This is a genomic window from Streptomyces sp. NPDC096339 (assembly GCF_044762985.1).
In the GTDB taxonomy this organism is placed as follows: domain Bacteria; phylum Actinomycetota; class Actinomycetes; order Streptomycetales; family Streptomycetaceae; genus Streptomyces.
The window spans coordinates 341,025-355,753 of record NZ_JBIWFI010000003.1; the positions used below are offsets into that span (position 1 = coordinate 341,025).

Genomic DNA, 14,729 nt, shown 5'->3' on the forward strand with positions numbered 1-14,729 from the left:
GCATGAGCGAACCAGGCCACGACAGCCGGCACCATCCCGACGACAGCACGCTCGGCAACGGCAACGGCGACCCCACGGTCGACTGGACCGATGCACCCACCCCCGAGCACGACCACTGGTTCGACGACGACGCGGGCCCGGTCGTGCGCCCGTACGCGATGACCCGCGGCCGGACCAGCCACGCCGGCCAGCACCGACTGGACCTGATCGCGCTCGTCGTCGCCGAACCGGCGGCCGACGATCCGGTCTGGGACCTGACCCTGTCGCCGGAACACGCGCACATCCTCGGAATGTGCCGTGACCGGCCGCAGTCGGTCGCCGAACTCGCGGCCGACGTCGACCTCGCGGTCGGTGTCGTACGCGTCCTCATCGGCGACCTGGTCGCCGACGAACTGGTCCACGTGACCAGGCCGGTACCCCCGGCCGAACTGCCCGATGAATCCATTTTGCGTGAGGTGATCGATGGCCTTCGGGCGCTCTAGCCGCACCGGTGCCATGCATGCCGTGTCACCGGTCGAGCCGCTGACCCTGAAGATCCTGGTCGCGGGCGGTTTCGGGGTGGGCAAGACCACCCTGGTCAGTGCGGTAAGCGAGATCAGACCCCTGCGGACCGAGGAACGGCTCTCCGAGCCGGGCGTCGGTGTCGACGACACAGGGGGAGTGGAGGGCAAGAACACCACGACCGTGGCGATGGACTTCGGGCGCATCACGCTCCGCGAGGACCTCGTCCTGTACCTGTTCGGCACTCCCGGCCAGGACCGTTTCTGGTTCCTCTGGGACGAGCTCGCCCAGGGCTCGCTCGGCGCGATCGTCCTCGCGGACACCCGCCGGCTCGCCGACTGCTTCGCCGCGATCGACTACTTCGAACGGCGCGAGATCCCGTTCGTCGTCGCGGTCAACTGCTTCGACGGCGCGGACCGGCACCCCGTGGTCACCGTACGGCAGGCACTCGACCTCGACCCCGAGGTGCCGGTGCTGCTGTGCGACGCGCGCGACCGCGAGTCCGTGAAGGACGTACTGGTCGGAGTCGTGGAGCACGCGATGACCCTGGCCCGCGCCCGGCGCCTGAGCCTCACGGCGGAAGCCGGGGCCTGACGTGGAGGCGGCCCGTACCCCCGCCGACTGGGGTACGGGCCGCAGCTCTCACGGGGGGTTCGCGGTCCCGGTCGTCGCGCGGGACTGTGGAGCGAGTGTGAACCCGCCACAGTCCACCGTCAAGCATTCGCGCAACCCCGATCCAGGCCATCCCCTCCGCGCCGCCCGTCGAGCCCTCGACACCGCCCGGCCGGACCTCGGCGCACCACCTCGGTCGCCGTTTCGGAGCGCACCCCGCACATGCCTTTCGGCCCCGCTCGGCACGAGCACGGCGGCCGACCCCCAACGCTTCGTCTCCGCCGGAGACCGGGCGATCCCAAGGCAAGGCCGGATCCGAGCGCGACCCGTGCCCGCAGGGGCCGGGGCGAGCCGCCGGCACGGGCCTCCGAACGGGGCCGGCCGCCCGGCCCAGCGGCAGGCCGCCCCGGCGTACCCCCGCCCGGCCCGCCGCCAGGCGTTCCGGCGTACCCCGCCCGGCCCAGCGGGCAGGCGCCCCGGCGTCAACGTACGGCGATCACCGCCGACCCGTGCCCGAACAGGCCCTGGTTCGCCGTGATTCCGGCCCGCGCACCCGGAACCTGCCGTTCACCCGCCGTCCCGCGCAGCTGCCACGTCAGCTCGCACACCTGCGCGATGGCCTGCGCCGGCACCGCCTCGCCGAAGGAGGCCAGCCCGCCGCTCGTGTTCACGGGGATCCGCCCGCCGAGCGCCGTCGCCCCCTCCCGTACGAGCTTCGCGCCCTCGCCCTGCCCGCACAGCCCGATGTCCTCGTACCACTCCAGTTCGAGGGCGGTGGAGAGGTCGTACACCTCCGCGAGCGAGAGGTCGTCCGGCCCGAGCCCCGCCTCCTCGTACGCGGCGCGCGCGATCGACGAGCGGAAGGAACCGGCCGCCGGCTCCACCGCCACCACCGAGTCGGTGGCGATGTCCGGCAGGTCCAGCACCGTCCGCGGATACGTGGGCGTCACCGTCGACACGGCCCGGATCCGCACCGGATCGGCCACACCGCGCGCGCGGGCGAAGTCCATGCTGCTCAGCACCAGCGCCGCGCCCCCGTCGGAGGTGGCGCAGATGTCGAGCAGCCGCAGCGGATCGGCGACGATCGCCGATGCCGCGACCTCCTCGGCGGTGACGGCGCGCCGGTAGCGGGCGTTCGGGTTCAGCACGCCGGCCGCCGCGTTCTTCACCTTGACCTGCGCGAAGTCCTCCGCGGTGTCCCCGAAGACGGCCATCCGGCGACGTGCGTACAGTGCGAAGTACGCCGGGTTCGTGGCGCCCAGCACCCGGAAGCGCAGCCAGTCCGGATCGTCCGGCCGATCGCCCCCGGCCGGGGCGAAGAACCCCTTGGGCGCCGCGTCCGCGCCCACCACGAGGACCACGTCGGCCAGCCCGGCCAGGATCTGCGACCGGGCCGCCCCGATCGCCTGCGCCCCGGACGCGCAGGCCGCGTACACGCTGGTCACGCGCGCGCCCTGCCAGCCCAGCGCCTGGGCGAAGGTCGCTCCGGCCACGTAGCCCGGGTATCCGGAGCGCATGGTGTCGGCGCCGACGATCGACCCCACGTCCGTCCAGTCCAGCCCGGCGTCGTCCAGCGCCGCCCGCGCGGCGGCCCGTCCGTACTCGACGAAACTGCGGCCCCACTTGCCCCAGGGGTGCATGCCGGCCCCGAGGACGGCGACATCGGCGACGCTCATGCGGCCCCTCCCACCGGCTTGAACCTCCAGGTCGTCCACGTGGTGCCGGTGTCCGCGTCCTCGTTCAGCACGCCGCCCACCACCTCGACCTCCATCCCGACCGCCAGATCTGCGACGCCGACCCCCGGCGCGGCCTGGCCCAGCACGACCATCCCCTCGGCCTCCAGTTCCACGGCGACGAGCGTGTACGGCTCCCAGGGCGCGTCCGGATCGGACACGTACGGGGCGGGCGGCCGGTACCGCCCGTCCGTGTAGGACCAGACCCTGCCGCGGGCGGACAGCGGCACCTCGGCGAGCTCCCCGCCGCCGGGGCAGCGGGGATTGCGGCAGTACGCGTCCTCGCGCGGGAAGAACACCGCCGTGCAGGCCGAGCAGCGGGTGCCGAGCAGCCGGAAACCGCCGCCGGCCGCGTCCTCGGTGAACCACCCGGTCACCACGGGTGTGCGTGTGCGTGCCAAGACCCCTCCCATGCAGAAGAACTGACGCATCGTCAGAAGTCTGTCACGGCGGGGCCGAACAGGTCACCGGTTCTGGGCGAGCCACTTCCGCGCGATCTCGCCCAGCTCCGCGTCCCGCCCCGCCAGCATCATCCGGATCATCTGCGCGTCCCCGCGCAGCGACCACAGGGGATGTCCGAAGGTGGCCGGATTGTTCTTCTCGATCAGGAAGTGCGCGGGCCAGGCCGTCCCGTACCCCACGAGCGGGAGCGCGGCCAGGTACCGCTTGCGCCGGCGCGCCACCCCGTACGCGGTCAGGGTCAGCCCCGTGAGCGTGCCGGTGAGGTGGACCCAGCGGGTGGCGGCACGGGAGTGCATGGCCACGTAGTACGGCCAGAATTCCTCGTACGAGCTGAAAGTCATGCGGGCACGGTACTCACGGCCGGACCGAGGCGACAGCGACGGGGAAGTCGAAATACGTGTCGGGGTACGCCTCGGGCTTGTACGTGAAGTGCCACCACTCCTCGGGCAGGTTCACGAACCCCTCCTCGGCCAGCACCCGCTTCAACAGCTGCCGGTTCGCGCGGGCGGCGTCCGTGATCCCCGGGGCATCGGTGTGCGACAGCGGATCGAAGAAGTCGAACGCGCTCCCCATGTCCAACTCCCGGCCCGAAGCGATCCCCTGCAGGGTCACGTCGACCGTACTCCCGCGGCTGTGCCCGGACTTCGCGGCGATGTACCCCTCGGGAATCAGCCGGTCACGCTCCACCCGCGGATAGAACTCCGCCTTCCGCTCCCGGTCACCGGGGCCGTCCGCCTCCCGTGCCCACCGCACGAACCGGTCCACCGCCCGCTGGGGCCGGTAGCAGTCGTACACCCGCAGCGAGTACCCGCGCCGCAGCAGCCCGCGCTGCGCCCGCCGCAGGGCCTCGGCGGCGGGCCGGGCCAGCAGGCAGGCCGGCTCCTCGTACCCGTCCACCACCGCGCCCGTGAAATTGTGGGCCCCCGCGTACCGCATGTCCTGGCGGACGGTCGGATCCACCTCGCGCAGCGCCACGAACCCCGGGGGAGCGCCCCCACCGGCCAGCACCGCCAGCACACCCGCAACAGCCGTCATCCGCATGCCCCTTGGCATACCATCGGCGCATGCCGGCACAGCTGAGGGACTCGCACTGCTCCACCTGCGGAGCGACGTACTCCACCCGTACGTGGCCCCGCACCTGCGACGCCTGCGGGGCCGTCGCCTACCGCAACCCGCTCCCGGTGGCCATCGCCCTGCTCCCCGTCGAGGACGCGGACGGCACCGGCCTGGTGGTCATCACCCGCACCATCGAACCGGCCCTCGGCGGCATCGCCCTCCCCGGCGGCTTCATCGACTTCGGCGAGGACTGGCGCGAAGGGGTCGTGCGCGAACTCCGGGAGGAGACCGGGATCACGCTCCCCGCAGCCGAGGTCACCCTGGCCGACGCCATGAGCTCCCCGGCGGGCCACCTCCTCCTCTTCGGCCTCCTCCCGCCCCGCCCGGCCGCCGCCCTGCCCGAATCGAAGCCGACGGACGAAACCACGGGCTGGCACGTCCTGCACACCCCGACGGAACTCGCCTTCCCCCTCCACACCCGGGCGGTGGCGTCCTGGTTCGCCGGGAAGTACGCCTGAGTGCGCAACCGCGGGCCGGGCCGGTCCAGGCCGGCCCGGCCCGCGGTGTCCGGGGTCCCGCAGGTGGCGTCAGTGCCAGTCGCTGATCTGGACGTCGTGCGGATGAGGTGCTCCGGTCCCCGTCTCCACCAGAGACTTCAGGCTCATCAGGAACGTCGCCCACTTGGTGCTGCAGTGGTTCATGAACGCGACCGGTTCGCGCCAGCCCGCGTGCGCGAACATGACGATCGTCCACTCGCCGTCCTGGGTCAGTTCGAAGCTCACCGTCGTCCCGACCCACTCGGCCGGACCGTCGACGACCTCCCACAGCACCCGCGCGTCCGGCTGCAGGTCGAGAACCTTCATGTCGAAGCCGCCGACGGGGCCGAACCGGAACTTCAGGACGCCGTCGCCGTTCCCGCTCGTGTCGGTCGTCCACCAGGCGGCCAGGCCCTCGACCGTCGTGAGCGCCGCGTAGACCTTCTCCGGGGGCGCGGTGATTCCCACCCGGTGCAGGATGTCCACCATCTCGATCTCCTCATTCCTTCGTGTTCCTGGCTCGTTGGATCGCCTCGGCGAGGCTCTTGACGCGCCTCAGGCGGGCGTCCCACATCTCGCCGACGGAGTTCAGCTGTGCCACGGCACGGGCAAGCTGTGCCTCGTCCACGTGATAGCGCTTCTCCCGTCCCGACGGCGCGGACCGGACGAGTCCGACGCGGTCGAGCACGGTCAGGTGTTTGGTCACGGCCTGCCTGGTCACCGGCAGGTGCGCACTGAGGGTCGTCGCCGTCCCCTGGCCCTCGGCCAGCAGGAGGTCGATCATCCGGCGCCGGGTCGGGTCCCCTATCGCGGACCAGAGGTCGTCGTCGATCGCGCTGCTCATCGCGCGGCCGCCAGCCGGTCGGCGGCCGCGACCAGGCGCGGCAGGTAGAAGTCCCAGCCCTGCCGGTGGTCGTTGTAGTGGGCCTCGAGCACGGCGGCCTCCCAGCCCCGCTCGCGGTAGCCGGTCTCGCTGAAGCGGACCGTGGTTCCCTCACCCGCGGGGATGAGCTCGAAGGTCACCAGCAGCGAATTGCCGGGTCCCGCCGGCTCCGCCCCGTCGTACGTCCAGCGGAAGGAGAACGTCCGCGGCGGGTCGGCCTCGATCACCGTGAACGGCGCGGACTGGCGTCGGCCGGTGTCCTGGTCCGTCCAGGTGAGGGAGCCCGTGGCACCGGCGGAGGGCTCGAACGCGGTCTCCGCGCTCCACCAGTCCCGGATGTGCTCCGGGCTGCTGAGCACCTCGAACACCACCTCCGGCGAGGCGTCGATGTGCAGTTCGCGCTCGATGCTCCCGTACTCCATGCCCGTCTCCCACTTTCGCAACCTTTGGTTGCGTATGAGGCTAGCGGCCTCCCGGCGGATGTGCAACCAATGGTTGCGTCACCGGGTGGGTCGGAGACGTCACGGCATCACAGGCCCCTTACGGCGACCCCCTCGACCGGGCTTCCCGCCTCGTCCTCCACCACCACCGCGTCGCCGACCCACCGCACGGTGTACCGCTCGACCTCACCCGGCTCGAACCCCGGCCCCGGATCCCGGATCACCACCCCGCCACCCGTACGCCCCCGCGCCGGAGCCCACACCTCCAGCTCCACACCCTCGCCGGAGGCGCCGCGCACCGGAACCACCGCACCCGCCCGCGCCAGCACCGGGATCCGCCCCCGCGGCGCGTCCAGCAGCACCTGCCCCGGACCCTCGTGCGCCGCCCCCGTCGCCGTGTCGTACCAGCGCCCCCGCGGCAACCGGACCGCCCGCCGGTCCGCCCCGCACTCCAGCACCGGCGCCACCAGCAGCGCGTCGCCCAGCAGGAACGCGTCCTCGCAGTTCCGCAGCCGCCGGTCCTCCGGGTTCCCCCACCACAGCGGCCGCACGTACGGAGCCCCCGTCCGCCGCGCGAGGTGCGCCAGCGTCACGAAGTACGGCCGCAGCCGGTCCCGTTCCGCCAACAGCACCCGCGCCTGCTCCTCCACCTCCGGCCCGAACTCCCACGGCTCCCGCCGCCCCGCCCAGATCGCCGAGTGGGTCCGGAACAGCGGCAGGTACGCCCCCAGTTGCAGCCACCGCACGTACAACTCGGGGGACGGGAAACCCCCGAAGCCGCCGACGTCCGGCCCCGAGTACGGCACCCCGCACAGCCCCAGCCCCAACACCAGCGCCAGCGAGGCCCGCAGCCCGTCCCAGCTGCTCTCCACGTCACCGGACCACGTGCCCCCGTACCGCTGCATGCCGGCCCACCCCGACCGGGAGAAGAGGAACGGCCGCTCCGCCGGTCGCAGTCGCAGCAGCCCCTCCCAGCCCGCCCGCGCCATCGCGAGGGCGTACACGTTGTGCCCCTCCCGGTGGTCGCCGCCCGCACCGTCCATCGAGTGCCTCGCCGACCTCGGCAGCGTGGTGTCCCCGAACGGCGCGAAGGACACCGGCTCGTTCATGTCGTGCCAGAACCCGGCGAAACCCCGCGCGAGCCTCTCCGCGTACATCCCGCCCCACCACTCCCGCACCGCCGGATCCGTGAAGTCCGGGTACGCGCACTCACCCGGCCACACCTCACCGCGCACCTCCTGGCCCCGTGCGTCCCGTACGAACGCACCCCCGGCCCCCACCGACAGCCCGGCGGAGTGCACCGCGTCGCCCGCCTTCACCGCCGGATCCACGATCGAGACGAGCCGCACCCCCTGCTCGCGCAGCTCCTGGGCGAGCCCGGGCAGGTCCGGGAACCGCTCCTCGTCCACCGTGAACACCCGGTGCCCGTCGTAGTGGTCGATGTCCAGGTGCACGGCCGACAGCGGCAGCCCGCGCGAGGCGTACCCGGAAACCACCCGCCGCACTTCCGCCGTGCTCCCGAACCCCCACCGCGCGTGCTGGTAGCCCAGCGCCCACTCCGGCGGCACCGCGGCGGAACCCGTCAGCCCCGCCCAGCCCTGCGCGACCCGGGCGGGCGGGCCCACCAGCACCCAGCACCTGAGCGGCCCGCCCTCCATGCGCAGCTCGCTCGACCCGGGGCGGTCCACCCCCGACCCCGCACCCTCCTCGCCCTCGCGCAACAGCACCCGCCCGTCCCAGGAGTTGTCGTGGAACACCAGGTGCGTGCCCGCGTCCGCGACCACCATCTGCACCGGCATCGTCAGGTACAGCGGGTCCACCCCCGGGCCGAAGCCGCCCTTCGGGTCCGTGTTCCACAGCCGGTACGTCCCGTCGCGCAGCCGCGGCCCCGTCGCCCGCCCGCCCAGCCCGAAGAAGCGCGCGTCCGCCGGCACCTCGCTGCGCTGCACCCACCTGGCCCCGCCCATCCGGGGGTCCACCGGCTCCCACCACCGGGGCGGCGACTCCCGGCGCAGGACCGTCCCGCCCGGAGTGCGCACCTCCACCGCCCCGTGCCGCGACACGGCCACCGTCACCCGCTCCGACACCACCCGCCAGCCACCCCCGGTGTCCGGCTCCAGCGCCGCCCTCGGATCGGGCTCAGGCCCGCTGCCCACCACCGCGTACGAGGGGGTCGGGCCGGCACCGTCCCAGCTCCAGAACACCGCCCCGCCCACCATGACCCGCACGACCAGCTCCGAGCGCGCGAACCGCAGCACGCCACCGCCGGGGAGCGGCTCCGTATCCGACAGCAACCCGGGTACCCGCGCCCGCTCCGCGCCCCGGGGCGGCAGGCCCACCGCGTCCGCGCGCCGGCGCCGCCAGGCCGCGAGCCAGGCGCGCCTCCCGCGCTCCGAACCGATGTCCTGCACCACACGCACCAGATCACGACCGTTCATGCCGATCACCCTGCCATCGGCCCCCGGCCCAGGGGGCTGCGTTCAACTGCCGTTCACCCGGCCCAGGGGGGTGTCTCCCGGGCCGCGCCGCAGCCGGCGGCCCTGGTGCGGAACTCGATCACGTGGCATCGTCCCTGTGGGCCGACGCGCACCCACCCCCGCGCGCAGGCACCGTACGCAACGCACACCACGCGCGAGCCGCAGACTTGACCGGGAGCCGACCCATGACTTCAGCCACGCAGCCGGAACCCCTCTGGGCCCCGGGCCCCGACCGGATCGCCGCGGCTCGGATCACCGCCTTCCAGGCCTGGGCCGCCGAGCGCCACGGAGCCCCCGCCGACGGCGGCTACCCGGCCCTGCACCGCTGGTCCGTCGACGAACTCGAGACCTTCTGGCAGGCCGTCGCCGAGTGGTTCGACGTCCGCTTCACCACCCCGTACGAATCCGTCCTCGCGGACCGCTCCATGCCCGGCGCACGCTGGTTCACCGGCGCCACCCTCAACTACGCCGAGCACGCCCTGCGGGCCGGCGAGGACCCGGCCCGCGCCGACGACGCCGCGCTGCTCTACGTGGACGAGACCCACGAGCCCGTCTCCGTCACCTGGGCCGAGCTCCGCCGCCAGGTCGGCTCCCTCGCCGCCGAACTGCGCGCCCTCGGCGTCCGCCCCGGCGACCGGGTCAGCGGCTACCTCCCCAACATCCCCGAGGCGACCGTGGCCCTGCTCGCCACCGCCGCCGTCGGCGGGGTCTGGACCTCCTGCGCCCCCGACTTCGGCGCGCGCAGCGTCCTCGACCGCTTCCAGCAGGTCGAGCCGGTCGTCCTGTTCACCGTCGACGGCTACCGCTACGGCGGCAAGGAGCACGACCGCCGCGAGACCGTCGCCGAGCTCCGCGCGGACCTGCCCTCCCTGCGCGCCGTCGTCCACATCCCGCTCCTCGGCACCCCGGCACCCGAGGGCGCCGTCGCCTGGTCGGACCTGACCTCCGCCACGGCGTCATCAGAGGAGGGGGCCCCGGTCTTCGAAGCGGTCCCGTTCGACCACCCGCTCTGGGTCCTGTACTCCTCCGGCACGACCGGCCTCCCGAAGGCGATCGTCCAGTCCCAGGGCGGCATCCTCCTCGAACACCTCAAGCAGCTCGGCCTGCACTGCGACCTCGGCCCCGAGGACCGGTTCTTCTGGTACACCTCGACCGGCTGGATGATGTGGAACTTCCTCGTCTCCGGCCTGCTCACCGGTACGACGGTCGTCCTGTACGACGGCAGCCCCGGCTACCCCGACACCGGCGCCCAGTGGCGGATCGCCGAGCGCACCGGGGCCACCCTGTACGGCACTTCCGCCGCCTACGTCATGGCCTGCCGCAAGGCGGGGGTCCACCCGGGCCGGGACTTCGACCTCTCCGCCGTGAAGTGCGTGGCCACCACCGGCTCCCCGCTCCCGCCCGACGGCTTCCGCTGGCTCCACGACGAGGTGGCCGAAGACCTCTGGATCGCCTCCGTCAGCGGCGGCACCGACGTATGCAGCTGCTTCGCCGGAGCCGTCCCCACCCTCCCCGTCCACATCGGGGAGCTCCAGGCGGCCTGCCTCGGCACGGACCTCCAGGCCTGGGACCCGTCCGGCAAGCCCGTCCTCGGCGAGGTCGGCGAGCTCATCGTCACCAACCCCATGCCGTCCATGCCGATCCGGTTCTGGAACGACCCCGACGGCAGCCGCTACCGCGACAGCTACTTCGACATGTTCCCCGGAGTCTGGCGCCACGGGGACTGGATCACCATCACCGACCACGGCTCCGTGATCATCCACGGCCGCTCCGACTCCACCCTCAACCGGCAGGGCGTCCGGATGGGCTCCGCCGACATCTACGAGGCCGTCGAACGCCTCCCCGAGATCAAGGAGTCCCTGGTCATCGGCCTGGAGGAGCCGAACGGCGGCTACTGGATGCCGCTCTTCGTCCACCTCGCCCCGGGCGCCGCGCTCGATGACGACCTGCGCGCCCGGATCAAGCAGACCATCCGCGAGGAGCTCTCCCCGCGCCACGTCCCCGACGAGATCATCGAGGTCCCGGGCATCCCGCACACCCTCACCGGCAAGCGCATCGAGGTCCCGGTCAAGCGGCTGCTCCAAGGCGCGCCCCTGGCCAAGGCGGTCAACCCGGGATCCGTCGACAACCTCGACCTCCTCCACTTCTACGAGGAGCTGGCCCGCACCCGCGGGTGAGCCCGGACCCACGATCACGGCCACTGTCAGTGGCCGTGATTACTCTGAGTGAGCAATTGATCGCAGCACTCAGGGGAGCCGGCCATGCCACGCAAGAACGACACCCACCACCGCCGCGCACTGCGCCGCGAAGCCCCCAGCACCGTCGGCCTCCTGGCCGACTCCGGGGACTTCGCGGCCATGAGCGGCTACCGCAGCTTCACCTTCGACCACCGAGACGACTACGCGGACTACCTCCGCCACGTCGAGACCCTGCTCCGCTCCCTCGCGGCCCAGGGCATCCACACCACGGTCGCCCTCTTCGATCCGGAGGAGTACGCCGACTACTGCGAGGACAACGACCTCGACCCGGACACCGCCGAGACGCGCACCCGCTTCACCGCGGAGCTCGCCGGACACGGCAGCGGACTGCCCTACACCGGGCAGCCCATCGACGAACTCGTCCCGCTCCTCGTAGACGAAGCCGTCCGGCAGGCCACCTGGGAGTACGCCACCACGCTCCTCGCCGAAGTCGGCACCTGTGCGGACTGCGGAGAGGACATCGGCCACGCCTCCTTCGACCGCGCCGCGGACGCGGTCAAACGCCTCGTGGCCGGCGCCGGGCCCGGCAGCCACCACTTCGTCTGCAGCGTCCCGACCGAGGCGGAACAGCTCGTCGCCGTGCTCCACGCGCAATCCGCCGACGACCTGGAGTCCACACCCCGCATCGAAGGCCGCGAAGGCCTCGACTTCGTGACGGTCCTGGCGGCCGGGCTCGCCCTCGGCGGCCCCGGGGGACTGGTCCTGCGCAGCTCCGCCGAGGGACACCGGGACCGGGTCCACGGATGGCGGCTGGACCGCGGCCGCCTCGTCGCCCTCTCGGCGGCGGCCGTCTTCAACGCGTACTGCACGGACGCGGACACCGGTGACCCCGTCGCTCCCGAACCGGGCGTCGAGTACTGCCCGGGCTACGAGGTCGACGACCCGGACCCCCACCACTAGCCCCGACCGACAACGAAAAACGCCGAGGGGCCCTCGCCACCGGCGAAGGCCCCTCGACTCCCACTCGTCCGCCCACTCGGCCTACTCGCCGGAGAGAACCGCCTGCGCGGCCACACGGGCCTCTTCGGCGCTGTCCGCGGCACGAGCGGCGGCCGCGGCCCGCTCGCACTGGGCGAGCGTGTACTTGGCGAGCGTCGCCCGCACGTAGGGAATGGAAGCGGCACCCATCGAAAGAGAGGTGACACCCAGACCGGTCAGCACACAGGCCAGCAACGGGTCCGAAGCGGCCTCGCCGCACACACCGCAGCTCTTGCCCTCCGCCTTGGCGGCCTCGGCCGACATCGCGATCAGGTCGAGCAGCGCCGGCTGCCACGGGTCCTGCAGCCGCGACACCGCACCCACCTGACGGTCCGCGGCGAAGGCGTACTGCGCGAGGTCGTTCGTACCCAACGAGAGGAACTCGACCTCCTGAAGGATCGAACGCGCCCGCAGCGCGGCGGAGGGGATCTCCACCATCGCGCCGAACTTGGCCTTCAGACCGGCTTCGCGACAAGCGTCCGCGAAAGCCTTCGCGTCGGTGCGGTCGGCCACCATCGGGGCCATGACCTCGAGGTAGACGGGCAGCCCCTCGGCAGCCTTGGCCAGCGCGGTGAGCTGCGTGCGCAGCACGTCCGGGTGGTCGAGGAGCGAGCGCAGACCGCGCACGCCGAGCGCCGGGTTCGGCTCGTCCGCCGGAGTCAGGAAGTCCAGCGGCTTGTCCGCGCCCGCGTCCAGCACGCGCACGACGACACGCCCCTCGGGGAACGCCTCGAGCACCTTCCGGTAGGACTCGACCTGCTTCTCCTCGGACGGCGCCTTCTTGCTGTCGTCCAGGAAGAGGAACTCGGTGCGGAACAGGCCCACACCCTCGGCCCCGGCCTCCACGGCCGCCGGCACGTCCGCCGGACCGCCGACATTCGCCAGCAGCGGCACCTTGTGCCCGTCGGAAGTCGCACCGGGACCGGAAGAGGCGGCCAGCGCGGCCTTGCGCTCCGCCGCCGCGGCCTCCAGCTCGGCCCGCTTCTCGTCACTCGGCTCGACGAACAGATCACCGGTGCTGCCGTCCACGGCGATGACCGTGCCCTCGGCGATCTCACCGGCACCCGGCAGCGCCACGATCGCCGGCACGCCCAGCGCCCGGGCGAGGATCGCGCTGTGGCTGGTCGGCCCGCCCTCCTCGGTCACGAAGCCGAGCACCAGCGCGGGGTCCAGCAGAGCCGTGTCCGCGGGGGCGAGGTCCCGCGCGATGAGCACGTAGGGCTCGTCACTGTCCGGAACACCCGGCATCGGCACACCGAGCAGCCGCGCCACGATGCGGTTGCGCACGTCGTCCAGGTCGGCCACCCTGCCGGCCATGTACTCGCCGGCCCCCGCGAGCAGATCGCGGTAGGCGGCGAACGCGTCGTACACACCGCGCTCGGCGGTGCTGCCGACGGCGATCCGCCGGTCGACGTCCGCCATCAGCTCGGGGTCCTCGGCGATCATCGCCTGTGCCTCGAGCACGTGCTGGGCCTCGCCACCGGCCAGCTGGCCACGCGCGATCAGGTCGGCCGCCACGGCGCTCACTGCCTGGCGGGCGCGCCCCTGTTCACGCCCCGCCTCATCCGCCGTGATCTGCCGGGCCGGCGGTTCCAGGACCGCCGTACCCATGTGCCGTACCTCGCCGATCGCCACACCGTGGCTCACGCCGACGCCTCGCAGCGTTGTCTCCATTTCACCCGTCTCCGATTGAGCGGCGGGCCGAGCCGCCGCGGTGGATGTCCGACTCGCCCGTGCGGGCGGACAGGTCACTTCCAGCTGAAGAGCGCGTCTCCGGCCTTCAGGTCCCCGTCCTCGACCACGTCGGCAAGGGACTCGACGGAAGCTTCCAGCGCCACGACCGGGCAGATCGGCGACTTGCCGGCGGCCTCGACGGCCTGCGGGTTCCAACGGATGACGGCCTGACCACGGGTCACGGTGTCGCCCTTGTTCACGAGGAGCTCGAAGCCCTCGCCATTGAGCTGAACGGTGTCGATCCCGAGGTGCGTGAGCACGCCGTGACCATCGCCGTCGACGACCACGTACGCGTGCGGGTGCAGGGAGACGACCACACCATCGACGGGGGACACCGCCTCCGAGGGCTCGCGCACAGGATCAATAGCGGTGCCCGGTCCCACCATGGCGCCGGAGAACACCGGATCCGGCACTGCCGCGAGTCCGATGGCGCGCCCGGCAAGTGGGGACGTCACGCTGGTCATGGGGGCCTCCCAGGGGTGGGGCTTCTTCGTGTCGCCGTCACTACCTGTTGCGAACGGCGTACTCTTCAGAAGGATATGTCAGGGGATGTTCGGATTCGCCCGATGTTGGTCCCGAACCGGACTGGTCCTTGGGCCTGGAGACTAGTGGACTAGACCGGTGGACTAGACCATACGCCTGAACCGATTTGCTTGGCCACCACGAGCCCTGTACTGTCGGTGCTCCCGCCAGGACGCTTCGTGTGAACTTCTCGCGAACGTCCGATGGACGGGACTCCTCCTCTTCAGTACTGATCTTGATCTCTGCACTGATTCCCGTGCGCCATTTTCGGCAAACGGTGAATGGTCAGGGAGACGGAAAATCGCTGATAGAGTCGGAAACGCCGGAAAGGGAAAACGCGAAAGCGAAGAACCTGGAAAGCGAGCGAGAAAGACTCTGATAGAGTCTGGAACGCAAGACAACAGAACGAAAGCCCGGAGGAAAGCCCCCAGCCAGTGTTGCTGAGGGTGAGTACAAAGGAAGCGTCCGTTCCTTGAGAACTCAACAGCGTGCCAAAAATCAACGCCAGAAGTTGATACCCCGTCCACTTCGGTGGAT

The 14,729-nt window shown here is 72.0% G+C and carries 16 protein-coding genes; 5 read left to right on the top strand and 11 right to left on the bottom strand.

The features are described from left to right. Positions 1–2 precede the first annotated feature (2 nt). On the top strand, positions 3–482 hold the full coding sequence (locus ACIQ5Y_RS08195; protein ID WP_403876476.1) for a DUF742 domain-containing protein: 480 nt from the start codon (positions 3–5) through the stop codon (positions 480–482). Then, positions 463–1,095, top strand: a complete 633-nt coding sequence (locus tag ACIQ5Y_RS08200; protein WP_403876479.1) for a GTP-binding protein — start codon at positions 463–465, stop codon at positions 1,093–1,095. Before ACIQ5Y_RS08195 ends, ACIQ5Y_RS08200 begins: the two co-directional genes overlap by 20 nt. Positions 1,096–1,595: 500 nt before the next feature. On the opposite strand, the gene ACIQ5Y_RS08205 is transcribed toward ACIQ5Y_RS08200, so the two are convergent. The 4 genes from ACIQ5Y_RS08205 to ACIQ5Y_RS08220 all read right to left on the bottom strand — a co-directional run bounded on the left by ACIQ5Y_RS08205 (position 1,596) and on the right by ACIQ5Y_RS08220 (position 4,343). Next, the gene (locus ACIQ5Y_RS08205; protein ID WP_403876482.1) at positions 1,596–2,789 is read right to left on the bottom strand and encodes a lipid-transfer protein; all 1,194 of its coding nucleotides are present in this window, start codon (positions 2,787–2,789) and stop codon (positions 1,596–1,598) included. Then, positions 2,786–3,247 (bottom strand): Zn-ribbon domain-containing OB-fold protein, encoded by a 462-nt coding sequence (locus ACIQ5Y_RS08210; protein WP_403876485.1) that lies wholly within the window; start codon positions 3,245–3,247, stop codon positions 2,786–2,788. Before ACIQ5Y_RS08210 ends, ACIQ5Y_RS08205 begins: the two co-directional genes overlap by 4 nt. A gap of 63 nt (positions 3,248–3,310) precedes the next feature. After that, positions 3,311–3,649 carry an Mpo1-like protein gene (locus tag ACIQ5Y_RS08215; RefSeq protein ID WP_403876488.1) on the bottom strand — a complete coding sequence of 113 codons (339 nt, stop codon included), beginning with the start codon at positions 3,647–3,649 and terminating at the stop codon, positions 3,311–3,313. Between the two features lie 13 nt (positions 3,650–3,662). Then, positions 3,663–4,343: a M15 family metallopeptidase gene (locus tag ACIQ5Y_RS08220; RefSeq protein ID WP_403876492.1), complete on the bottom strand. Its 681-nt coding sequence runs from the start codon at positions 4,341–4,343 to the stop codon at positions 3,663–3,665. Positions 4,344–4,372: 29 nt separating this feature from the next. Here ACIQ5Y_RS08220 and ACIQ5Y_RS08225 point away from each other — a divergent pair, with 29 nt between their 5' ends. Continuing rightward, entirely contained in the window at positions 4,373–4,882 is a 510-nt protein-coding gene (locus tag ACIQ5Y_RS08225) for an NUDIX domain-containing protein (RefSeq protein ID WP_403876495.1), read from the top strand. 69 nt (positions 4,883–4,951) lie between these two features. On the opposite strand, the gene ACIQ5Y_RS08230 is transcribed toward ACIQ5Y_RS08225, so the two are convergent. The 4 genes from ACIQ5Y_RS08230 to ACIQ5Y_RS08245 all read right to left on the bottom strand — a co-directional run bounded on the left by ACIQ5Y_RS08230 (position 4,952) and on the right by ACIQ5Y_RS08245 (position 8,661). After that, positions 4,952–5,389, bottom strand: coding sequence for an SRPBCC domain-containing protein (locus ACIQ5Y_RS08230; RefSeq protein ID WP_403876498.1), 438 nt, complete (start codon positions 5,387–5,389; stop codon positions 4,952–4,954). 10 nt (positions 5,390–5,399) lie between these two features. Next, positions 5,400–5,744, bottom strand: coding sequence for an ArsR/SmtB family transcription factor (locus ACIQ5Y_RS08235; protein WP_403876501.1), 345 nt, complete (start codon positions 5,742–5,744; stop codon positions 5,400–5,402). Beyond that, positions 5,741–6,205 (bottom strand): SRPBCC domain-containing protein, encoded by a 465-nt coding sequence (locus ACIQ5Y_RS08240; RefSeq protein WP_403876504.1) that lies wholly within the window; start codon positions 6,203–6,205, stop codon positions 5,741–5,743. Before ACIQ5Y_RS08240 ends, ACIQ5Y_RS08235 begins: the two co-directional genes overlap by 4 nt. 107 nt (positions 6,206–6,312) lie before the next feature. Then, on the bottom strand, positions 6,313–8,661 hold the full coding sequence (locus ACIQ5Y_RS08245; RefSeq protein WP_403876507.1) for a glycoside hydrolase family 31 protein: 2,349 nt from the start codon (positions 8,659–8,661) through the stop codon (positions 6,313–6,315). Positions 8,662–8,885: 224 nt separating this feature from the next. On the opposite strand from ACIQ5Y_RS08245, the gene ACIQ5Y_RS08250 reads away from it, so the two are divergent. After that, on the top strand, positions 8,886–10,877 hold the full coding sequence (locus ACIQ5Y_RS08250) for an acetoacetate--CoA ligase (RefSeq protein ID WP_403876510.1): 1,992 nt from the start codon (positions 8,886–8,888) through the stop codon (positions 10,875–10,877). A gap of 84 nt (positions 10,878–10,961) precedes the next feature. Beyond that, positions 10,962–11,858 carry a hypothetical protein gene (locus ACIQ5Y_RS08255; RefSeq protein WP_403876513.1) on the top strand — a complete coding sequence of 299 codons (897 nt, stop codon included), beginning with the start codon at positions 10,962–10,964 and terminating at the stop codon, positions 11,856–11,858. 81 nt (positions 11,859–11,939) lie between these two features. Here the strand turns inward: ACIQ5Y_RS08255 and ptsP are convergent, their stop codons facing one another. The 3 genes from ptsP to ACIQ5Y_RS08270 form a co-directional block, all read right to left on the bottom strand. Beyond that, positions 11,940–13,610 (bottom strand): phosphoenolpyruvate--protein phosphotransferase, encoded by a 1,671-nt coding sequence (ptsP, locus tag ACIQ5Y_RS08260; protein WP_403876516.1) that lies wholly within the window; start codon positions 13,608–13,610, stop codon positions 11,940–11,942. A 74-nt stretch (positions 13,611–13,684) separates the two neighbouring features. Next, a complete protein-coding gene (locus tag ACIQ5Y_RS08265; protein WP_403876519.1) occupies positions 13,685–14,134 on the bottom strand; it encodes a PTS glucose transporter subunit IIA in 450 nt (149 codons plus the stop codon). A gap of 281 nt (positions 14,135–14,415) precedes the next feature. Continuing rightward, positions 14,416–14,729 (bottom strand): hypothetical protein (locus tag ACIQ5Y_RS08270; RefSeq protein WP_403876522.1); only part of this gene is annotated, 314 nt, incomplete at its 5' end.